Here is a 21,416-nt window from a genome sequence, read left to right on the forward strand (position 1 = left end):
CAAATGGACGAAATGGAAAGAATGCTGTGCCGGTACGGCAGCTTGAAACGCCAGATCGATGAAAGCAGGAAAAACATACGGGAAATCGTGGCGGAAAAATACGCCTGCATGGACAGCCTCCTGCGGACACCCAGGCCGGAAGGGGGAAGCCAAAGGATGAAGCTCCGCGGCGATCCGGTGTACTGCGTCGTGCAAAAAATGGTAGACATTTACGATACGCGGCTTGAGAAGGCGGCAGAGGCCTTGGGATGGCTCTATACCGAATTTGACGGGCTGCAGCAGCGGATCGACGCAGCGGAACTCAGCGAAAGCGAAAAGGAATACGTCCGGTTGCGGTATATCGAGAGGGCTTCCATCGCGGATATTTCGGAGCAAATCGGCTATTCCGAGCGGCAGACGCAGCGCATGAAAAAAAGATTGCTGGGCCTGCTGCGGGCCGCGTGCGGGGGGTAAGGAAAAAACAGGGCGGCCGTATGGCCGCCCTGCGGGGAGATGACGCGTATTGTTTTACCAGGGCTCGCCCGGGCACTTATCCGTCATGCCGTCGCGGTTCAGGTAGCCGCTGCGGCCATTTGCGTCGGCCCAACTGATATACACCTGTTTTCCTGCGTCCCTTGCCTGCGTGAGCGCTTCTTTTTCCGAGTCGGCCCTATTCAGGCCCTTGATGTATTTTTCTTCGCCGGTCTCGCGGTCTCTTACAATCACTTTATATTCCATGATAATTTCTCCTTTACCTTTCGTTATGTGTTTGTATATACATACCCCGATATGGAAAGATTATTCCGGAAAATAAAAAATATTTGGAAAACAGTATACCGCAAAAATTAATTTCTGCATTTTAATGTGCGGATTTGCCCCCGGTTGTATACCTGTCGTGCTACGATAGAATATAATAAAGGACGGGAGGCGCGGAATGGACCTGTTTGCAAAGCTTGAATTACTTACCGATTCGGCCAAATACGACGTTGCCTGTACCTCGAGCGGCGTGGACCGCACCGCAAAGCGCGGGCAGACGGGAAGCGCCGCTTCGGGCGGCTGCTGCCACAGCTTCGCGGCGGATGGACGGTGTATTTCCCTTTTAAAGGTGCTGCTCACCAATCATTGTATTTTCGACTGCAAATATTGCGTGAACCGCAAATCAAACGATGTGAGGCGCGCAATGTTTTCCCCGCGCGAGCTGGCGGACCTCACCATGCATTTTTACCGCCGCAATTATATTGAAGGGCTTTTTCTGAGCTCGGGCGTGGTGAAAAGCCCGGATTATACCTGCGAGCTGATGATCGAGGCGCTGCGCATCCTGCGCCGGGAATACCATTTTTCCGGATATATACACGCCAAGGCGATCCCGGGCGCGGCGGACGGGCTTCTTACGCAGCTCGGCCTGCTCGCCGACAGGATGAGCGTCAATATCGAAATGCCCTCGGGCAGTAGCTTAAAGCTTCTCTGCCCGGATAAAACCAAAGAAGCGGTCTTAAACCCGATGGGCTTTATCCGCGACAGGAAGCGGCAGAATACGCAGGAACTCGCGCTTTATAAACACGCGCCGAGGTTTGCCCCCGCGGGGCAGAGCACGCAAATGATTATCGGTGCGTCGCCCGAGACGGATTTCCAAATCTTAAACCTCGCGGAAGGGCTGTATAAAAAATACCAGCTCAAGCGCGTGTTCTTTTCTGCCTATATCCCGGTGGTGGAAAATTCGCTCCTGCCCTCGGTCGGCACCAAGCCCCCGCTGCTGCGCGAGCACCGGCTGTACCAGGCCGACTGGCTGCTGCGCTATTACCATTTTACGGCCGGGGAGATTCTCGACGAACAGCACCAGACATTCAACCCGTTTATCGACCCCAAATGCAACTGGGCGCTGTGCCACATGGAATATTTTCCGGTGGAGGTGAACCGCGCTTCGTATGAAGAGCTTTTGCGCGTGCCGGGCGTCGGGGTCACGAGCGCGCGGCGCATCCTTTCCGCACGGCGCACGTGCGCGCTTACCTTTGAAGGGCTGAAGAAGCTCGGCGTGGTGCTGAAGAGGGCGAAATATTTCATCACCTGCCGGGGAAAGATGGAGGCGGGCACACGCTTTTCACAGGAGGAAGTGCTGTGCGCGATGATGTCCCAAAAAACGCTCTCACTATACCGGCAGAGCGGGTATTCCGCAGACGGCAGCAAGCAGGTCTCATTTTTTGAACCTCCGGCGGTCCTGACGGGCGAACTGCAAAAATGCCTCAGCGGGCAAATGTAACGCAGAGCGCGCTTAGAAACCGCCTGCCGCCGCTATGTAAAAAGTGGCGCGTAGGGCGCTGAAGACAAAACGGAGGAGCCGCCCGGGGGGAGAGGACGCCGCGCCGGAAGAACGGAGCGGCAGAGGCGCAGGAGGACGAGATGATCTATCGATACGACGGCAGCTTTGACGGCCTTTTATGCTGTGTGTTTGAAAGCATAGCCCGCAAAGAGGTCCCGGAAGGGGTTTCTGGCCCCGGCAATTTCCAAACGTCGGTGTTTGAGACGCGGACCATTGAAACGGACCTCATACACGCGCGGCGCGTGCTGGTTTCCATTCCCCAAAAAATGGGCGCGGAAGCGCTTGATTTTGTGCGCAAGGCATTCCTGACCTGTCTGCCGGAGAAAGAGAAATATATCGTGCTTTTTTTGCGTATGGGCTATGCGTACGGCCCCAAGGTGATGGGTATGCTGGCGGACGGCGTGGTAAATGCGCTCATGAAAGCGGTCAAGCACCTGACGGGCGAGGCCCACCTGTTAACGGGTTTCATCCGTTTTTCCATCCATGATAAGGTCCTCGCCGCGCAGATCACGCCGAAAAATTACGTGCTGCCCCTCCTGGCGCCGCATTTTTGCGGACGCTATCCGGATGAAAATTTCCTGATCTATGATAAAACACACGGCGACGTGCTGGTGTACGAACAAGGGAAGACGCAAATTTTTTCGGCGGAGCGGTTCACGCTGCCCGACCCGGATGAGGAAGAGCTCAGGTTCCGTGCGCTGTGGCGTATGTTTTATGGGACCATCGCCGTTCCCGGCCGCGAAAACCCGCGCTGCCGCATGACGCAGATGCCTAAACGCTATTGGGAAAACATGACGGAGTTTGCCGTGGAAAAAAACGCGCTTGTAAGGCAGGCTGCGCCGCCCGCAAAAATCCTTCCCGAGGCAAACAAGGCACATCCATAGGCGGGGCTTTGTGATATACTATATCCTACGGCCGGTCTTCTTATCCATAAGGGAGGGAGCTCCCGCCGAATATTCCATCTACGGAGGTTTTTAATGAAATTTTGCAGTCCCATGCTTGTTGTTACGGACCTTGCGCGTTCGCGCGCGTTTTACCAGGAGGTGTTCGGTCTGCGCGTCATCTCGGATTTTGGCGCCAACATCACCTTTACCGGCGGACTTTCCCTGCAAACAAAGGATTCGTGGGAAAGCTTCATCCACAAGCCCGCGGGTGAAATTGCGTTTGGCGGGAACGACGCGGAACTGTATTTTGAGGAAGACGACATAGACGCGTTTCTCGTACGGCTCGGCGGACTGGAAGGGATCGAATACGTGCATCCGCCGCAGGAGCATGGCTGGGGACAGCGCGTCGTACGGATATACGATCCGGACCTCCATATCATCGAGGTGGGGGAAAGCATGCGTGTGGTGTGCAAACGCTTCCTTGGCGAAGGGATGACGCCGGAGCAGGTGGCGGAGCGCACGCAGATGCCCGAACGCTTTATCAAAAACTGCATGAAATGACGCAGGAATGCAAAAACAGCCGGGGCAGCCCGGCTGTTTTTTGTTGACAGGCGGCGAGATGCGAAGTATGATTAGTATGAAAAGTATAATAAGTATGAAAAGTATGAATTTTCAGAAAGGGAGGAACCGTATGAAAGGAAAGTATATGGGTACCGTCAAAGTAGGGTCGAAGGGGCAGGTCGTGATCCCTAAGGAAGTGCGGGATCTGTTTCATATCGAGCCAGGCGAGACGCTCTTGCTTCTTGCCGACATCAATCAGGGCATTGCCATCGTGAAGAACGACGCTTACCTTAATTTCGCGCAGGAAGTGTTCCGGGCGCAGGAAAAGCCGGAGGAACCGGAAGGATAACCAAAATGGATGTATTGGCTGTCAAAAACTTATGCAAAAAATATGAATCGTTCGAGCTCAGGAACGTCTCGTTCGGGCTGCGGGAAGGGACGGTCACGGGCTTCATTGGCCGCAACGGCGCAGGAAAGACGACGACACTGAAATCGCTCCTTAATTTTGTGCATCCGGACGGCGGGGAAATCCGCTTCTTCGGACAGGAATTTGTAGGGCACGAGCTTGCAGTCAAGCAAAGGATCGGCTTTGTTTCGGGTGGAATCGACTATTACCCGATGAAGAAGCTCAAGGCTATCACTGACGTGACGAAGCGCTTTTACCCACAATGGGACGGCGGCGCCTACCGCCGCTACATGAAGCTTTTCGGCCTTGACGAACGGAAAACGCCGAAGCAGCTTTCCGAGGGCATGAAGGTGAAATATTCCCTTGCGCTCGCGCTTTCCCACCATGCAGAACTGTTGCTGTTCGACGAACCCACGAGCGGGCTAGACCCGGTCTCGCGGGATGAACTGCTGGACATTTTCCTCAGCCTTGTGCGGGATGAAGGCATCACGCTGCTGTTCTCCACGCACATCACCACGGATCTCGAAAAATGCGCGGACAATATCCTTTATATCAAAAACGGGGAGATACTCGCGGATATGGCGTTGGACGATTTTCTCGCCGGATATAAAGTAGCGCGCTTCGCGGGAGACGTCCCGCGGGACGATAGGCTGATCGGCATCAAGCGTGAACGCAGCGGCTGCACGGCGCTTGTGCGTGCCGGGGACCTGCCGGCCGAAGGCGCAGAGCTATCGGATGCGGGCCTCGAGGAGGTCATGGTCCATATGGAAAAGGAGTAAGCGGATATGAAAGACCTGGTTTATAAAGAACTGAAGCTTGCGCTGCACCCGGCGGCAATCATCTTTTTGTGTTTGTCGTCCATGCTCATGATTCCAAGCTATCCGTATTTCATTATTTTCTTTTATACCTGCCTCGGGGTGTTTTTCATCTGTATGTCGGGCAGGGAAAATAAGGATATTTATTTCACGATGCTGCTGCCGGTTCAAAAAAGGGAAATTGTCGGCGCGCGTTTTTTACTGGTGGCGCTGATCGAGCTGCTGCAGTTTGCGGCAGCGGTGCCTTTCGCGTTTCTGCATAATGCTGCGTATCCCGGGCCGAACGCTGCGGGCATGAACGTAAACGTGGCCTTTTTCGGGTTTGCGTTCCTGCTGCTCGGTCTTTTCAACCTCGTGTTTTTTACAAAGTATTACAAGGACCCGAACAAGGTCGGCACACCATTTTTGCTTGGCTGCATTGCGTTTGCGGCGGGTATGCTGCTGGTCGAGGCATGCATGCATGCCCTGCCCTTTGCGGCAGCCTATCTGAACGCGCAGGGAACGCAAAACCTGCCGCACCAGCTTGCCGCCCTTGCGTGCGGCGCGGCCCTGTGGGCGCTTTTCACCATGGCTGCCTACCGCAGGTCCGTGAAGCGGTTTGAAGCGTTTGACCTGTAAAACCCCTATGCCGGAGATGCGAAAACGGCCCGGGACCCGGGCCGCGGTTTTTACCATTTTCCTGCGGAGGAATCCTCCATCATTATATCCATATCCGCGGCGGAGATGCTTTTGCAGGTAAGCCTTGTGCGGTTCATTCGGGAGTTGCGGTAGAAAAAATAACGCAGGCGGTCGGCTACGATGCCGCAGTTTTCCTGCTTGATTTCCATCAGCATCAGCACGAACTGCGAAGGGCTGTACCGCGTATATACGTCGCTCTTGCGCAGAGAAGCGCTTGCCGCGGCAAGGAACTGCTCCACTGTTTTTTTGGTCTGCCCGCCGCTCGTGAGCGGCGTCCCGTCAAGCTCCGAAAGCGTGCACAGCATCAGGAATACGGACTGGCCGCTGCGTTCCATGTGCCGGACGACGAAGCGGTATATGTTGGTGAACACCTCCAGATTGCAGAAAAGCGCACCCGAAGCGCCGGCTTCCGCAATCTTGCTGCGTACCTCCAAAACGGAAGGAACGACCTCCTGCATGCCTCCTGTGATCTTGCTTCGCAGCGCACGCATTCGCTGTGAAGGCTTGAGGCCAAGGTCGTCGAGCATCAGGTTGGCTGCCGCATCGTAGGCCTCGAGGGCTTCCTGCACACGCTTTGTTTCATAAAGGCAGTCGATATACATCAGCGAGAGGTCTTCCTCGTAAGGATAAAGGCCGGTCGCCTTTTTCAAACGGGCGAGAAACGCGTCGTAGGCTTCCTGCTCGCGCACGAGGGGCTGGGCCGTACGGAACAGGTCGCAGTACATTCCTTCATATCTCACAAAAGCGCCCATAACCCAGGGCTCGCCCGAGGAATGGGGCAGGAATCCCTCCCGGTACAGGTCCATTGCTCGGAAACACAGCGCCAGCCTGTCCCCGGCCGCCTGCCCTCCGTCCTTCAGCTGCCGCACGGCCTCTTCGTATTCCTCGATATCGATCCGGCAAGGCATTTCCCCTGAAAAGCTGTAAGAGCTTTTGGCATGGAGGATACATTCCCGGGGAACGCCGCGTTCCCCGAGCAGCTTGCGCAGCCGGTATACGATATTTTTCAGGACGGCGAGCGGGTTTGCGCAGTCCGCTTCGCCCAGCAGCACCTCGATCAGTTCGCCTTGGGGGATCATGCTCCCGCGGCGGCACAGCAAATACTGGAAAAGCTGCACAACCTTGCTGTTGCGTGCGTCCCTGGGGATGACGGCTGTTTCGCCATAAGTTACTTCAAATCCTCCGAACATAGTTACGGTTAATTCCTTCAAATAAAACACTCCTCCCACATATGGCGGTCACTGTTCCAGCTTCCGTCTTACGGTGTCGGGCGACAGGCTGTGGGCAATTGCTGTTTCCGCGCTGATTACGCCGTCCGTGCACATCTTTATAAGGCTTGCGTCCATGGTGGCCATCCCTTCCGCCGCCGCCGAGGCGATCGCCGTTTCGATCTGGTGGGTCTTTGCCTCGCGGATCATGTTGCGGATGGCCGTGTTGCACCGCACGATCTCGAACGCGGGTACGACATTGCCGGACACAGAGGGCACAAGCTGCTGGGAGATGGTCGCCTGCAGCACCATTGCCAGCTGCGTCCTGATCTGCCCCTGCTGGCCGGGGGGAAATGCGTCGATAATCCGGTCGACAGTGTTTCCCGCACCCATCGTGTGCAGGGTAGAGATCACAAGATGCCCGGTTTCCGCGGCTGTCATGGCTACGCTGATCGTTTCGTGGTCGCGCATTTCACCCAACAGGATCACGTCCGGCGCCTGGCGGAGCGCAGCGCGCAGGGCGACCGCATAGCTTTCCGTATCGGTCGCGATCTCCCGCTGGCTGATAATGCTTTCCCCGTGCCGGTGCAAATATTCGATCGGGTCCTCGAGCGTGATTACGTGGCTGTTGCGCGTCCTGTTGATGCGGTCGATGATGCACGCAAGCGTCGTGGATTTTCCGCTTCCCGCCGGTCCCGTTACAAGAACGAGGCCCTTGGGCATACTGCCGAGGGAAAGGACGCTCTCCGGGATTCCAAGCTCGCGTGGGTCGGGCAGGCTGAAAGCGATTACGCGTACGACCGCCGCGAGCGAACCGCGCTGGCGGTATATGCTTACGCGGTAACGCGATATGCCCGCAAGGGAAAAGGAGAAGTCGTCGTCCCCGTGCTCAAACATGTTCTTCGGATCGCGTTTGCCGAGGGCATACAGTTCCCGGATCATAAGATCCGTATCCTCCGGCCGCAGGAGCGCGTCTCCCTGGCGCACGATCCGGCCGCTTACCTTCAGGGCGGGCGGCATGCCCGCGATAATGAATATATCCGACGCCTGCTGCACGGCCGCCGCTTTGAGTAACTGTTCCGCTTTCATTGTCTTTATATTCCTCCGCTGCCGTTCTGCCGGAAAAGGCCCCGGCCGGCATTTTAATCCATAGATAAAAGGTTCGTTTCCCGCTTCGTTTCCGGATAGGGCAGCGCCCGCACCTGCCAGAGGACGCGCTCCCATTTTCCGGTGGGCGTTCCGCCCGGACCGAGTCCGAACAGCACCTGCACGCACAGCTCGCGCGTGTCGTCCACGGGCTGCGTAAAGCTCACGAGGATTCCGCCGTCCCGCGTTTCCGCCGTATACCCGTCCCCGCCGAGGGCGGCCGCCCAACCGGGCTCTTCTGCGGTTTCCGCCAGCTGTGCAAGCCGCCGCTCCGCCGCCGTATCCGCCGCATAATAGGCGCGCGCGGCCTGCGCGGTCTTTTCTGAAAACGTAAGGTCCGCCCGCGCCGACGCAAGGGCCAGCGCGGCGAAAGCGGTCAGGCACAGAATCACGAATACTGCCAGGATAGACACCCCGCCGATGCCGATGCCAACCTGCGCGCGCTGCGCTTTTTTATCCTTCATGGGTCCCTCCATAGCGCGCCGTATCCACGGCGAAAAGCGCCGTGCCGTTTTTTTCGAGCGAAAGGTGCACGGACAACAGTCCGTCCTTTTCCGAGGCCCCGGCCTTCAGCACATACGCCGCCTCTTCCACGTCCTCCACGGGCCTGAAATCTGCGCCGTAAAACACAGCGCCCTCCGGAATTTCCCCGGTTGCCCGGAACGTTTCCGCGCTTTCCTGCACGAGCATGACCGCTGCGGAAAGCTCCGCACTCTCCCTGCTGAGCGTTTTCGCCTTTGCGAACATACTCGTGCATACGGCGGCTGCGATGGAAAAAAACAATATGATAATGACGATTTCCAGCAGAAACAGCCTGCCCTTTGATTTTTCCATCCTTATCCCCGCTGAGCCGCGGCCCTCTGGCACACCGCGCTTTCAAATTCGTTGCCGAGCGTGTCCGTCACACCGATCCGCAGGAGGTCTCCCTCCCGGGAAAGGCGCAGCCCGGAAAGCTCCATGATCGGCTGGCCATAGGCCGCATCCACCGCCGTGCCCGTTTCCACGGTCGCTTCCATCAGCTTGTCCCCGCTGACGAAGATCCACGTCTCATAGTCCTTCCCGTTTGCGGAAGAGGGCAGTACCAGCGCGTCGCCGCCGTCCACCTCGGCGGTGGAAAATCCATCTGCGCCGCCTGCCTGCCGGACCTTTTCCGTCATATAAACGAGGGAACTGCGCATATGGTAGCCTGCCGTCATCTCAGACGAGATACCCCGGTATACATTCGCGCCCATCACCACGACAAAAAGGGACAGCACCGCGAACACGCAGAAAAGCGACAACGCAAATACGATATCTATAGTATGCTGTTTTCGGTCCATCCGGCTTCCTCCCTTCCGGGTACGGCTCATCCGTCCAGTAAAAATACAAAGATTTCGGGCATCAGGTTATCGCCGACGGGTTTCAAATGGCAGGAATATTGCTCCGTATCCAAAATAAGCCCGTAATGCTCTTCCAGATATGCCGCGTCCCGCGGGTAGCGCCCTTCGATGGCATAGCACTGTACGGCTGCCCGGCGCACCGCTTCCTCTGCGGTCGCCCGGCCCTGCTCGCGCGTCCGGCGCCCGATCCCCGCGGTTCCCAGCAATACGGTGACGAACACTGCGAGGAAGCATAAGGCGGGAACGATGATTTTCCATGGAACGGCGCTTTTTTCGCGTCCGTCTGTAAACACATTGCGCATCATAGGCTCCTTATCCGATGGCGGACATCACGCCGAGGAGCGGCAGCATCACCGCCAGCAGGATCATCCCGACAATGACGGAAAGCACCGCGACGAGCGTCGGCTCGAGTGCGGAAACGAACGCATTCATCCGCCGCGCCGCCTCTTCTTCATACCGCGCGGCAATGCGCTCCATCACGCTGTCGAGCGTTCCCGTCCGAAACCCCACAGAGATCATTTTTCCATACAGGCCGGAAAACATACCCGCATTCCGCGCCGCATCCGCAAAACCCATGCCTCCGGCCATTTTTTGCTTCATCAGGGCAATCCTGCGGCGGCTTCGTTCATCTTCCGTCAGCTCCTCCGTCATAGAAAGAGCCTCGTCTACGTCCATCCCGCTTCCAAGCATCAACGCCATCGCGGAGGCGAATTTGCCTGAAGCAAGGGCGGCAGACGTTTTTTTGAACATACGCGTCCGGCAGGAAGCAAGGAAATTCCTGCCGCGTTTCGATGTGCGCAGCAGGAAAAAGAGGACAACGAGCGCCCCGGTCACAATCACGATCACCGCCGCATACCGGCTTACCGCGCTGCCGAACTGCAGAAGGCCCTGCACAAATCCCGACATTTCGCTTCCGAGGCTGCGGAAAACCTCCTGGAAAACGGGCAGTACCTGGGTCACGATCACGAGGATCACGGCAGCCATCATAACGATCATCACCAGCGGATAGGTGACGGAACTTTTGATGTTGCGCGCGAGGGCTTCCTGCCGATCGTAGTAGGCGGCAAGGGAGGAAAGCACCTGTTCGAGCCTGCCCGAGGCCTCGCCGATCTCCACCATCTGCGCCATATAATGCGGGAACCTCCCGGATGCGCGCAGCGCGGCGGCGAGCGTGCCGCCCGCGCCCACCGTATCCGCAAGCTCCAGAATGATGCGCGCCCCCTCCGTATTTTTTAGGTCTTCCCCAATCACGAGGAGTCCCTCCTCAAGTGGGATTCCCGCTTTCAGCGTATAAGCGAGCTGTTCACAAAAAACCGTGATCTCGCCGTTTGTCAGTTTTTTGATTCCGGCCATAACCGTTCCTCCCGGGCCCGTACCCGTCTTCCGCCAGGCGCCGCCCGGCAGAAGGGGATGGGGCGTTCGCTGCAGCTTCGGGCCAAAGGCAGGATAACCCCGAACCGAAGCGTAGTCTCAGTAATTGTACATGGCGTTGTAGCTGTCGCCGCCGCCCGTATAGTTTTCCTTTTCCCCGCTCGATGCCGCGAGCGTGGGGTCCATGCGTACCCAGTCCGTCCCGTCGAAATAAATGATGTTGTCGATCCATCCCGTGCCCTCGATATATACGCTGATCCACGCGTGGTAGATTTCTTTGCCGCCCGTGGTCACATAGCCGATCACGAGCCGGGTGGGGATGCGCTGCGAACGGAGCATGGCCGTCATCAGGGAAGCATAGTCGAAACAGATTCCCTTTTTGGTGCCGAGGGTCTCGTCGGCGTCCGGTAGGTACCCGGTCTCGCCCGCCACTGCGTCCGCCTTGTCGTAATCGTAGGAAATGTTGTCAATCACATAATCATAAACCCGTGCAATAACGTCAAGATCATCCGCCGCGCCTTCTGCAAGCGCCGCTCCCTGCGCAACCGCCGCGCTCTGCGGCGTGAAATTTACATACTGGTTAGGGTAAAGGTAGGGAAGGAATTCGTTTTCCAGCACCACGTCCGCCGTCCCGGCGCATACCGCCGCATATTTGTCGCCCTCTATGTTCCTGAGGATTGAAAACCGATAGGAACCGTTTCCGCAGTTTAAAGGGAATACCTCCTGCTTACCGGTGCGGAGGTCGTAATTATAGGTCTCGCTGCCGCAGGATATCTGGAATTTCACTTTTTCGCTGTCGCCCGTATACAGTGCGCAGGCATAGCCCTGGGATACGTTCGACAGGTCGATCACGGCGTCTTCCGCCGCAAATTCCTGCGTGCCCGGCGCTTCGGGAACCAGGACGGAAGGCTCGCTGCTGCGCGTACCCGTCCCCGCGGATGCCTCCGCCGGGGAAGCCGGTACAGGCCCGCCGCTTTGCTCCGCGGATACACCGCCGCAGGCGGAAAAAACAAGTGCCGTAAACGTCAGCGCCGCCGCAGCCAGGATTTTGATGAAATTTAACCGACGCCCCATTTAAATACCTTCTGAATAATGTATTATTTATGTTCAGTATAAACGACCGGACCGCCAATGTAAAGCAGGGCAAGACGCGGAAACGGTTAAATTTGCGCTGAAAACGCCCCCTGCCGGGGGACGCGGACGGGTATGGAGGCACGCCCGCGCAGCCGGGAAAAACAGGCGGCGGGGAAAGGCATGCCTGCGCTCCTTGTGCGAAATATCCGGCTGGGGCGCAGGGATGCGGGCGGAAGCTCCTGCGCAAACAAAAACGGAGCAAGCTTGCTTTGCTCCGTTATCGCTGCTCTATGCTGCGCAATAGGCCGCGTCATTGCTCCTGCGTCCCGCCTGCCGGTTTTGGCGGGGAGAGTGCTGGCTCGCCGTTTTCCCCGCCGTCCTTTTTCTTCTTTTTCCCGAAGGAAAGCTTTAAAAGGATCGGCGAAAGGATCGTCGTCACGACCACTACGATGACCACCGGGCCGAACAAAAGAGGCGACATCAGGCCCACGGCCGCGCCCTTGTTGGCCACGATCAGGGCAACCTCGCCGCGCGACACCATACCGCAGCCTATCTGCAGGGATTCCCTGTTGTTGAATCCTGAAAGCCTTGCGCCGATCCCGCAGCCCACGATCTTGGTAATAATAGCCACGCCGAGCAGCACCAGCGCGAACACCACGATCATCATGCTCATATCCGTCAGCACGACGGACAGGCCCACGCTCGCGAAGAAGATGGGCGAGAGCAGCGTGTAAGAAAGCGTCTCGAACCGCGACGCCATATATTTTGCGTGGCTGGTGTTGGAAAGAATCAGGCCTGCGATAAACGCGCCCGTAATATCCGCGACGCCGAACCATTCCTCCGCACAGAAAGACATCAGCAGGCAGATTACGAATGCCATCACCACAAAACGGCGGTGATCGTCGATGTGGCGGTCGGACCATTTTTTAAATAAAATATAGGTCACAAAACCGACGCCGACGGCGAACGCAAAGAAACCGACGATCTTAAGGAGGACAATGCCCACCGCGACGGATGGGTCCGCAAGGCTGGTAATGATCGTCAGGGCAATGATGCCGAGGATATCGTCGATCACAGCCGCACCTAGAATCGTAATGCCCACCTGGCTGTTCAGCTTGCCCATTTCCTTGAGCGTCTCCACCGTGATACTGACGGATGTCGCCGTCAGGATGACGCCAATAAACACATTCTGCAAAAAGCGGTTGGCGTCAAGGTCAGTCTGGATCACGGAAGGATCGTTGAACACGCCCGCGACCGCAAAGCCGACGACAAGCGGCACCACCACGCCGAGCGCCGCGATGATGAACGAAGCCTTGCCCGCTTTTTTGAGCTGGTGGATGTCGGATTCCATGCCTGCGGAAAACATCAGGACGATCACGCCGATCTCGGAAAGCGCTTTAATAAAGTTCGTGTTGTCGATGATCCCGAGACAAGCGGGGCCGAGGATGATACCCGCGAGAAGTGCGCCCACCACCTGCGGCATTTTAAACTTGCGGGTTACAAGACCAAGCAGTTTGGTGCTCAGCAGGATAAGCGCCAGATCGAGTAAATATTTGTAGTCCATAAGTCCACTTCCAAACTAAAAAATTTATCGAACGGCCAAAGGCCGATTCTAACCTATAGGAACCTCTATCATTATACATCCCGTTTCCGGAAAAGCAAATAAAAAATTCAGCCGCAAAAAAAAGGCCCGCAAAATGCGGGCCGGACGTTTCATTTTTCCGTTTTTTTCCTTTTGAGCAGGCGTTCCATCCTGCCCTTCAGCAGGGCCCTGCGCCGGGCTGTTTCCGCGGGATCAACGGATACGCATACCACGTCGCCTTCACGCGCCCCGGCGGGCAGCGCGGCTCCCGGCAGGGAAACCATACTGCCGTCCTCGAGCTCAACGACGGCGCGGTCTCCTTCAAAACGGTCGATCACATAACGCATATCCCATACCTCCTGCTGCTTTTATTTTAGCACAGCGTCACATAAAAATCACGATTGGGCCTTGGATGTGCCCGATTCGAGGATGGAAACGATGGCGAACAGCGTGAAGCATACCGCGCCCAGCCCTACCATAATATGGGCGGGAACAAAAAAATTGGTATTGGCATACGACGCTTCAAACAGGAACGCCGCAAGGAACAGGCAGGAAAGCGCGGTCATCACGGGGATCATGGGAATGCGCTTTGAAAGCGGGGCGTCCCGCCGCCATACGGACGCAAGCAGCAGAACCTTGCTCGAGATGCTGTAGCAGATGAGCCCGAGGCCGATGAGGACAAAGCCCGGGGCGACGGCCGCCGCGCTGTAGGGGTTCATAATAAGGATGCCCCAAAGTATGCACACGGTGCCGAGCACGCCCACCATAACGCTCCACCTCCAGCGTTCCCGGCTGCCGAATTGGTTCTCGGTCTGCCGCAGGATTGTCGCCACGAGAGCAATCAGGCTCGCACACACGAGGCCGAGCCCGATCATAACATGCCCAGCCACAAAATCGGGTGTGGTGCCGCCCGCAAGGAGGAACGCCCCACGGACGAGCGCAATCGCCGCGCAAATGACGGGGACGGCAAAATAAACGCCATAGGTGCCCTTGGAATATCCGCCGGAAACCGCCTGTCCATAAGCCAGCTTGGCCGAGTTTTGCGGGATCATCGAGAATTTCCCCGACGAAACCGCGACTGTCGCCACACAGCAGGCGACAAGGCCGACCCCGAATACGACGTTGCCGGACACATAATCCGCGGACGTGCCGCCGGAGGAAAACAGCGCGATGCCGCAGGCCGCCGTACCGATGCCCGCCGCATAACCGAGCAGCGGATAAAAAATACGGTCGGCGCGGTTGAACCGCTTGATGATCTGCCGGATGATCGTCGCCGCGGTGGAAAATAGCGCGATACAGATCGCTGTCAGGGAAATAAGCACATTGCCCGCGATCACGTAGCCATCGCCGATGCCCATGCCCCGGACATAAAGGCCGAAGCCCAGACAGACCGCGCCCATGATAAGAGGGATCGCGCGGAAAAACACACTGATTTTTAGATTCATAGCCATTCACTCCGTAAAAATATTTCATGAAACTGATGCTTTTATCATAACCGCCGCGCTTCCCCCTAACATTAAAAAAGGGCTTTCCCCGACCGGGAAAAGCTCTTGAAGCCACGAAATATTGAACAAGAGGGATCGCCTTGCGGCGAATTGCGGCGCGCTCCGGTCCTTTGCAGAACGCGAGTAGTTTCCGTACGCCCCGCTGCCTTGCGCCCCGCGCCGGTGCCTGTTTGCTGCCAGGCGCTTCACATTTAGGGCGTCACGCATACCGGGAGTCCGTGCAGCCGCCGGATTTGTGCAGGAATGCCGGTTGCTTTGTCCTTAGGGACATTCGGATCATTTCAAAGCTTCGGTGAATACGCGCTCGACCTTGTCCTTAGTGGGAACTCCCTCGTGAACCTTCACGTCGTCCACGAAAAACGTAGGGACATACCAATAATCGTACCCCTGCGTTTTCCCTGCCTCGCGGTTTTCTTCGATTACCTCAACGTCCACCTGGTTATATTCAGGATGTTCTTTTTTCAGCTCATCCATTAATTCAAACGCGTGCCTGCAATGCGGACAGCCGTCAAGCACCATCATCTTTACATGCCTTGCCATAATATCGCCTTCTCCTCCCTGTGCATTTTAATAAAGATACCCATTTGCACGCTTTTTTAAACCGCTGTTTTGCAGTATAATGAAGCTAAACGGACAAAGGAGACGTAAGGGATTGAATTTTTTCGAGACTGTATATACAATGGTAAGTAAGATACCGCGCGGAAGGGTTGCTACCTACGGTCAGATCGCGCGTCTCGCGGGCAATCCGCGTGCGTCGCGTATCGTGGGCTGCGCGCTGCATATGTGTCCCGCGTCCGGCGGCATTCCGTGCCACCGCGTGGTGAACCGGGAAGGGCGGCTCGCCCCGGCGGACGCGTTCGGCGGCGCTGGGATGCAGAAAAGCCTGCTTGCGGCGGAGGGCGTGTCCGTAAACGCGGACGGTTATGTGGATTTGGAAAAGTATTGCTGGGACGGCAGGGAACACGTTCCGGAATAAGTGATAAAAAAGGAGAAAGAACATGGCTGAAAAAAAGAAAAAAGGACTCATACAGGAATTTAAGGAGTTCATCTCCCGCGGAAGCGTGATTGACCTTGCGGTCGGCGTAATCATCGGTACTGCGTTCACGGCAATCGTCAATTCGCTGGTGAACGATATCGTAATGCCGCTGATCGGTCTTTTGACGGGAGGGCTTGATTTTTCAATGTTCAATATCAAGCTCACCGGGGATTCCGCCCTTATGCTGGGCTCGTTCATCGGCGCGGTCATCAATTTCCTGCTGATCGCCCTCGTGATCTTCCTGGTCGTCAAGGGGATCAACAGCATCCACCTGAAAAAGCCGGAACCGGAAGAACCGGAGAAGGCGCCCCGCCTGTGCCCGTACTGCAGGACGGAGATCGCGGACGACGCGACGCGCTGCCCCCACTGTACGTCGATCCTGCCGGACGACGCGTGTGCCGACGAAGCGGCGGCCAGGGCCGAAGCGAAATAATTCCTTCCTGATATATAATAGGAATAAAAATGCCGGGAATCATTCCGGCATTTTTTAGTTCCGGCAATTTGCGCGCCCCGGAAGGGAACGGACCTATCCGGTCATTGCGCTGCAGCATGAAAAAAAGGGGCAAGGTTGCGGGGAAGAGACAAACGTGCTATGATAGGGAAACCGTTACCGAAAGAAAAACAGATAGGAAATCCTATCCGCCTTGTTGCGATAATACGCATTAAAAAAATAAATCCCACGCTTGCGGCGTGGGATTTTATGTGTTTTTAGGCACCTGCTTTCAATTTAAACGCCAGGACAAAAATTTAATTGTATTATCCTGCCGGTTTCTTCCACGGATAATTGACAATAACAAGTCCGGATGATATATTATTCTCGAAAAGTATAATTTTGAATGGCTGTCGTTTGATATCTTAATGCGTATTATCGCAACAAGGCGGACGGCCCCCCGCAGGCTTAAAGGAATTCTGGAAATTGATTGCATGATGGATGGGCCCGAAAATGAATTGAAGACGCTGCGTCGAAAATAGTACCGGGAAAAAATGGTATTATTACTGACAGTGCGATAAAATACGATTGAATTATAGTGCATAAAAAAAGAATAGTCAACAATAAAGAAGACGATGCGTATATTAAAATTTTAAAATAAATATTTTAAAAGCATGAACTAAAAGACAATGCGAATTAAAAAACGAGGGGCGAGAAAATGAAAATCACTACAATCTATGCGGCGAAAATACTTGGATACATCACGCAAAATGGAAATTCGCTGACAACTGCGGGAGAAATCGTGGAAAATGTGGGAATTTCCTATCAGTATTGCCTGAAAGTAATGAACGAAATGAAGCATGCGGGAATCCTGGTCTCGGAACAGGGCTGCAAGGGCGGCTACCGGTTGAAAACGAAGCCGGAAGACGTCAGCCTGTACGATATACTCGATTTGTTTGAATACAGCCGTTCCGCGGAGAAAGAGAAAGAACGGGAAGGATTGGAGAACGATCCTTTCAATCGGTTCATGAAGCATATTCATGAAAAGGAGGCGGAAGACCTCAGGCATTTTACCATCCGGGACGTTTACGGGAAGGAAAGCAATATCGAAAAACTCATACAGGAAAAATTGGCAATGGCAAAATAATGAAAACGGCAGAGAGAAGGGAGTATGACATGAAAACGCGCAGAAGCTGCAAAAGGATGATCTCCGTGATACTGTGTGTTGCGGTGGCGCTGACAGTTGTAAGCGGCGGCGTCGCTTTTGCACAGGAAACAGGAACGGCGGGTACGGAAGGAGGCATGTGCCTTAAGGGCTGCACGCTGGAATCAGGACATGAGGGAGAATGCGTCCTTGCGCCCGCGGGCACGGAAGACGGCCCGGCCGATGAAGAATCAACAGAGGCGGAACAATTACAGGCGAGGATCGACGCACTGCCGGCTCCGGAAGAAACGGTCGGCATGGACGATGCTTCGCTTGAAGCGCTGAAGGCAGAGATGGACGCGATCTATGCGGAGATCGACGCGCTGGCAGACGGCGCACAGGCGCTGGATACGGCAAAACTCGGCGCGCTGGCACAGGCATTTGCGCCCGCGCCCATGATGGCGGTGGTACCGGTGCAGGTGGATGAAAGCGGATATACGGAATGGACTTCCACCGATTCCCTGCCTTCCAGCGGAAAATATAAATTGATGAACAGTGTTACCCTGTCCGGAGATGTGACGGTCGGCAAATGGGCGGGTTCGCGCCCGGGGACGCCATCTGACACACTGGTGCTGGACTTGAACGGGCATACGGTAACGGCGGCAGGCGGCCGGGCGTTTTTTGTACAGGTGACGGGCGGGCTTACCATTGAAGACAGTGCAGGCGGCGGAAAAATCACGAACGCAGGAGTTTCCGACAGCATGAAAACACTGGTTCAGGTTAACGGAGGAGCCTTTACACTAAAAGGCGGCACGTTGGAAAACGTTACTTCCGGTGGAACGGCTCTGTTTCTGAACGGCAATAGTACAACAATTATTTCAGGCGGTACGGTGGAAAACGTTGCGCAAGGCGCCAATGCGGTTTATGTAAACGGCGGTTCTTTCTCAATGGAGGGCGGCTCGGTGAAGACCAGCACGACTTATTCTTCCAAAGCGGCGATCTATGCAAATAGCAGCGCTGCCTCCATCGAGATTTCAGGAGGGAACATAGAATCCGCAACGGTAGGCGTCTATGCGGCGGTTACCCCTGTCACGGTAACGGGCGGAGCGATTACTGCCGGCGCCCAGGCTTTTCAGACGCGCTATGCCACCATACCGGAAGACAGTACGGTGACGGTGGAAAGCGGCGGGGCAGTGTTTTATACATTCAGCGGTTCTGACAACAAGGTATACGGCGGGGATTTTGACGCGCCCGCAATCGTGGAGGAATACACCTCGGAACAGCCGGGAACCGCAACTATATTTGGCGGGACTTATACGGTGTCCCCAATGGATTATGTAGATGGGGGAAGCGCTGCGGCTAGTTACACGGAAGCTGGGAAAGACGGCGTCTTTGTAGTCGGAACGAGTGATAAAATCGCCGATAAGGTCAGCTTGGCGCCAACGGGTTCTCAAATTGAAGTACTGCAGGGGGATATCGATTTATCGATCGCGGCAGACGGCGTGACTGTAATAAATTCCGGCAACGGCACAGTAAAGGTAAACAATGCGGAAGTTACCCAAGATCCGCTGGTCACGCACACGCATCATGCCGTTAAGATAGATGCGAAAGAGGCGACGGCAACGGAAAATGGAAACATTGAATATTGGTATTGCGCGGATTGCGGAAAATATTTCAGCGGCGAAGCGCTGACGCAGGAGATCAGCCTTGCCGATACGGTGATTCCGGCAACGGGCGAACCGGGCGCGCGGGATGTTTATTACAAAGACGCGTCGACAGGCATAACGCTGCACGCGGATACCAGGGCGGTGCCGGAAGGCACGTACCTGGTCGCAAAGCCGGTCACGGAAGCAGAACAGGATTACGCGGCCGCGAAGGAACTGCTGAAGGATAAGGCGGGCAAATTCGTGCTGTACGACATCACGCTGGTGAACGCGCAGGGTGAAGCGATCCAGCCGGCAGGCCCGGTGATAATCGGTATCCCGGTTCCTGACGGATACGATAAGACGGCGCTGACGGTGCACCATATAGGCGATGATCATACGGCGGAGGAATACGGCGTGGCGGAAAATGAAGGAATGGCATATATCCAGACGGAGCACTTCAGCAAATATGCGCTGGCCGAAAAGGGAAGGATGAGTGGAACGGGCGGCACGGCTGCGGACGGCGGCACGCCGAAGACGGGAGATACGGCGGATATGACGCCGTACATCCTGCTGGTGACGGCAGCGGCGGCAGCGGCGGCAGCGGCGGCCGTAACGCTGGTGGTGCGGAACAAAAAGCAGCATCAGGCAAAATAAGCGGACAGACCGCAAAACGGCGGCTATGACTTTCATAGCCGCCGTTTTATTATAATCCTGTGGCGCAGGCTCAGGACTCCGTTTTCCCGGCGCTCTTTTGCGCCGCAAGCGCGGCCCTGTGCTTCTTTACGCTGTGTGCCGCGACGATTTCTCCTACGGCCACCGCACAGGCGACGCCAATCACCAGGGGCATGTTCACCATGTCCGTTCCATCCGGCGCTTCTTCGAAAAAGGTGAAAAACAAGGTCATACACAGCAGCGCAAACGGGACCGCGGCGACGAGAAAAATCCGCGCCTTCCCACCCTTCACGCGGTAAGGACGCTCCCGGTCCGGATCCACCCTGCGCAGCTGCCAAAAGGAGGGAAACAGGAACAGGTAGCACGCGAGCAAAAGGTCTACATTGAGCGCAAAAAACATCCAGAACACATCCGTGCCGCCGCCCGTTGCCTCCAGTATGGCAGCAGCCGCCAGAAGCACGGAAATCACGGTTCCATTGGTGATATTCGCGCCAAGGGGCATGCCTTCCTTTTTGCTTTTAGAGGCGAGGAAGCGCGGCAGCGTGCCGTACTGCGCGGCATGCTGGGTCACATAGTTCACCCCAAGCGACCACGTGAGCATGTTGGTGATGAGCGTAAACAGGAACAGGAAGCCGCATATGAGGATCAGCGGCCCGCCCGAAGCTCCGGCAAGGATGCGCAGGCTGTCAATAAACCCGCTCGCCTTGGAAAGCTCGTCCGTGGGAATGGCTGCGCCGATGCCGAAGGTGGCAAACAGGTAAAAGGCGGTAATCAAAAGACCGCCCCAGATGATGGCGCGGGGCAGCTCCTTTTTGGGATCCTGCATGTCGCCCGCGTAAGTAGTCACGACTTCAAAGCCGATGAAATTGAAGATGATGATGGAGATGAAAGGAAGCCCCGCCGCACTGGGCAGGAAATCCGCAAAGGAATCCGCAGGATTCGCGACCCCGCGCGTCACGGCGGCATAAACGCCGAGTCCCCCGAGGACAAGGATCAGCCCGGCCTTTAAAAGGGCGCCGATATTCACCAGCCACTTGCTTTCGCTGATGTGGTAATTGGAGAGCAAAACTACCAGCCAGACGATGCCAAGCTGGACGGCCAGCCCCGCAAGCGGCGGAACGGCGATTCCCGTCGTCGCCGTAAACACCTGCGTGAACATCACGAGGGTGGAAGTGATCCAAATGGGAAAATTGATCCAGTAATAAAACGCGGCACGCGATCCGGTACGGATGCCAAAGGCACGCTTCACCCAGTCGCACAGGCCGCCCTGGTCTTCATAGGTCGTGCCGAGTTCGGCGTTCACAAGTCCGTAAGGCACAAAGAAACCGAGAAGCAGCAGGATCCACCAAAAATACTGGGAATTCCCGATTGCCGCCGCGGGCGCAACCGCGTCGATCGTAAGCACCACGCATACCGCGGCAAGGATCGCGTCGAACAAACGGAGTTTTCTTTTTGCCATAGTTTTCTCCCGGGCCAGAGTGTGACGTGGAAATGGTGCTTCTGGTAAAGTGCCTCCATGATACCATGTTCCTAAAATAGCAGTAAATACGTTTCAAATAAAAGGATGCCGCGTTCCATCATGT

General features: G+C 56.0%; 25 protein-coding genes. 11 read left to right on the plus strand and 14 right to left on the minus strand.

Features of this window, described 5'->3' with window-relative positions; translation table 11 throughout:
• Positions 1–3: 3 nt before the first annotated feature.
• A complete protein-coding gene (locus tag B1H56_RS12085) occupies positions 4–453 on the plus strand; it encodes a sigma-70 family RNA polymerase sigma factor (protein ID WP_066520882.1) in 450 nt (149 codons plus the stop codon).
• Between the two features lie 54 nt (positions 454–507).
• Here the strand turns inward: B1H56_RS12085 and B1H56_RS12090 are convergent, their stop codons facing one another.
• Positions 508–717 (minus strand): hypothetical protein, encoded by a 210-nt coding sequence (locus B1H56_RS12090; RefSeq protein WP_066520885.1) that lies wholly within the window; start codon positions 715–717, stop codon positions 508–510.
• A 196-nt stretch (positions 718–913) separates the two neighbouring features.
• Between B1H56_RS12090 and B1H56_RS12095 the strand changes: the two genes are divergently transcribed.
• The 6 genes from B1H56_RS12095 (at position 914) to B1H56_RS12120 (ending at position 5,580) form a co-directional block, all read left to right on the plus strand.
• The gene (locus B1H56_RS12095) at positions 914–2,236 is read left to right on the plus strand and encodes a putative DNA modification/repair radical SAM protein (protein WP_066520888.1); all 1,323 of its coding nucleotides are present in this window, start codon (positions 914–916) and stop codon (positions 2,234–2,236) included.
• A 140-nt stretch (positions 2,237–2,376) separates the two neighbouring features.
• A complete protein-coding gene (locus B1H56_RS12100) occupies positions 2,377–3,180 on the plus strand; it encodes a TIGR03915 family putative DNA repair protein (protein WP_066520891.1) in 804 nt (267 codons plus the stop codon).
• 93 nt (positions 3,181–3,273) lie between these two features.
• The gene (locus tag B1H56_RS12105; RefSeq protein ID WP_066520894.1) at positions 3,274–3,741 is read left to right on the plus strand and encodes a VOC family protein; all 468 of its coding nucleotides are present in this window, start codon (positions 3,274–3,276) and stop codon (positions 3,739–3,741) included.
• A 130-nt stretch (positions 3,742–3,871) separates the two neighbouring features.
• Positions 3,872–4,090 (plus strand): AbrB/MazE/SpoVT family DNA-binding domain-containing protein, encoded by a 219-nt coding sequence (locus tag B1H56_RS12110; protein WP_066520896.1) that lies wholly within the window; start codon positions 3,872–3,874, stop codon positions 4,088–4,090.
• Between the two features lie 5 nt (positions 4,091–4,095).
• Positions 4,096–4,926: an ABC transporter ATP-binding protein gene (locus B1H56_RS12115; protein WP_066520898.1), complete on the plus strand. Its 831-nt coding sequence runs from the start codon at positions 4,096–4,098 to the stop codon at positions 4,924–4,926.
• A gap of 6 nt (positions 4,927–4,932) precedes the next feature.
• Positions 4,933–5,580 (plus strand): ABC-2 transporter permease, encoded by a 648-nt coding sequence (locus tag B1H56_RS12120; RefSeq protein WP_066520900.1) that lies wholly within the window; start codon positions 4,933–4,935, stop codon positions 5,578–5,580.
• Between the two features lie 50 nt (positions 5,581–5,630).
• Here B1H56_RS12120 and B1H56_RS12125 read toward each other — a convergent pair whose 3' ends face one another.
• The 12 genes from B1H56_RS12125 to B1H56_RS12190 form a co-directional block, all read right to left on the minus strand.
• Positions 5,631–6,851 carry an AfsR/SARP family transcriptional regulator gene (locus tag B1H56_RS12125; RefSeq protein WP_147554698.1) on the minus strand — a complete coding sequence of 407 codons (1,221 nt, stop codon included), beginning with the start codon at positions 6,849–6,851 and terminating at the stop codon, positions 5,631–5,633.
• A gap of 27 nt (positions 6,852–6,878) precedes the next feature.
• The gene (locus B1H56_RS12130; protein ID WP_066520905.1) at positions 6,879–7,937 is read right to left on the minus strand and encodes a type IV pilus twitching motility protein PilT; all 1,059 of its coding nucleotides are present in this window, start codon (positions 7,935–7,937) and stop codon (positions 6,879–6,881) included.
• A gap of 53 nt (positions 7,938–7,990) precedes the next feature.
• Positions 7,991–8,458, minus strand: coding sequence for a hypothetical protein (locus B1H56_RS12135; protein WP_066520908.1), 468 nt, complete (start codon positions 8,456–8,458; stop codon positions 7,991–7,993).
• Positions 8,448–8,828, minus strand: coding sequence for a type IV pilus modification PilV family protein (locus B1H56_RS12140; RefSeq protein ID WP_066520911.1), 381 nt, complete (start codon positions 8,826–8,828; stop codon positions 8,448–8,450). The genes B1H56_RS12135 and B1H56_RS12140 overlap by 11 nt, the downstream gene beginning before the upstream one ends.
• A 2-nt stretch (positions 8,829–8,830) precedes the next feature.
• Positions 8,831–9,313, minus strand: coding sequence for a DUF4860 domain-containing protein (locus B1H56_RS12145; RefSeq protein WP_066520913.1), 483 nt, complete (start codon positions 9,311–9,313; stop codon positions 8,831–8,833).
• A 26-nt stretch (positions 9,314–9,339) separates the two neighbouring features.
• Positions 9,340–9,678, minus strand: coding sequence for a hypothetical protein (locus tag B1H56_RS12150; RefSeq protein ID WP_147554699.1), 339 nt, complete (start codon positions 9,676–9,678; stop codon positions 9,340–9,342).
• A 7-nt stretch (positions 9,679–9,685) separates the two neighbouring features.
• Positions 9,686–10,726, minus strand: a complete 1,041-nt coding sequence (locus B1H56_RS12155; RefSeq protein ID WP_066520915.1) for a type II secretion system F family protein — start codon at positions 10,724–10,726, stop codon at positions 9,686–9,688.
• 117 nt (positions 10,727–10,843) lie between these two features.
• Positions 10,844–11,818, minus strand: coding sequence for a transglutaminase-like domain-containing protein (locus B1H56_RS12160; RefSeq protein ID WP_066520917.1), 975 nt, complete (start codon positions 11,816–11,818; stop codon positions 10,844–10,846).
• Positions 11,819–12,128: 310 nt separating this feature from the next.
• Entirely contained in the window at positions 12,129–13,382 is a 1,254-nt protein-coding gene (locus B1H56_RS12170; RefSeq protein ID WP_066520920.1) for a cation:proton antiporter, read from the minus strand.
• 149 nt (positions 13,383–13,531) lie between these two features.
• Entirely contained in the window at positions 13,532–13,747 is a 216-nt protein-coding gene (locus tag B1H56_RS12175; protein WP_066520923.1) for a DUF3006 domain-containing protein, read from the minus strand.
• Positions 13,748–13,795: 48 nt separating this feature from the next.
• A complete protein-coding gene (locus tag B1H56_RS12180) occupies positions 13,796–14,845 on the minus strand; it encodes a DUF2776 family protein (RefSeq protein WP_066520926.1) in 1,050 nt (349 codons plus the stop codon).
• Positions 14,846–15,181: 336 nt separating this feature from the next.
• A complete protein-coding gene (locus tag B1H56_RS12190; RefSeq protein WP_066520931.1) occupies positions 15,182–15,445 on the minus strand; it encodes a glutaredoxin family protein in 264 nt (87 codons plus the stop codon).
• A gap of 79 nt (positions 15,446–15,524) precedes the next feature.
• On the opposite strand from B1H56_RS12190, the gene B1H56_RS12195 reads away from it, so the two are divergent.
• The 4 genes from B1H56_RS12195 to B1H56_RS12210 all read left to right on the plus strand — a co-directional run bounded on the left by B1H56_RS12195 (position 15,525) and on the right by B1H56_RS12210 (position 19,815).
• A complete protein-coding gene (locus tag B1H56_RS12195) occupies positions 15,525–15,881 on the plus strand; it encodes an MGMT family protein (RefSeq protein ID WP_066520934.1) in 357 nt (118 codons plus the stop codon).
• Between the two features lie 22 nt (positions 15,882–15,903).
• Positions 15,904–16,374: a large conductance mechanosensitive channel protein MscL gene (gene mscL / locus B1H56_RS12200; protein ID WP_066520936.1), complete on the plus strand. Its 471-nt coding sequence runs from the start codon at positions 15,904–15,906 to the stop codon at positions 16,372–16,374.
• Positions 16,375–17,089: 715 nt separating this feature from the next.
• Positions 17,090–17,518 carry an RrF2 family transcriptional regulator gene (locus tag B1H56_RS12205; protein WP_066520938.1) on the plus strand — a complete coding sequence of 143 codons (429 nt, stop codon included), beginning with the start codon at positions 17,090–17,092 and terminating at the stop codon, positions 17,516–17,518.
• Between the two features lie 29 nt (positions 17,519–17,547).
• Positions 17,548–19,815, plus strand: coding sequence for an autotransporter outer membrane beta-barrel domain-containing protein (locus B1H56_RS12210; RefSeq protein ID WP_147554700.1), 2,268 nt, complete (start codon positions 17,548–17,550; stop codon positions 19,813–19,815).
• 70 nt (positions 19,816–19,885) lie between these two features.
• On the opposite strand, the gene B1H56_RS12215 is transcribed toward B1H56_RS12210, so the two are convergent.
• Positions 19,886–21,292 carry an APC family permease gene (locus tag B1H56_RS12215; RefSeq protein ID WP_066520943.1) on the minus strand — a complete coding sequence of 469 codons (1,407 nt, stop codon included), beginning with the start codon at positions 21,290–21,292 and terminating at the stop codon, positions 19,886–19,888.
• Positions 21,293–21,416 lie beyond the last annotated feature (124 nt).

Origin of the sequence: Christensenella minuta, assembly GCF_003628755.1 — a bacterium.
Classification (GTDB): Bacteria; Bacillota; Clostridia; order Christensenellales; family Christensenellaceae; genus Christensenella; species Christensenella minuta.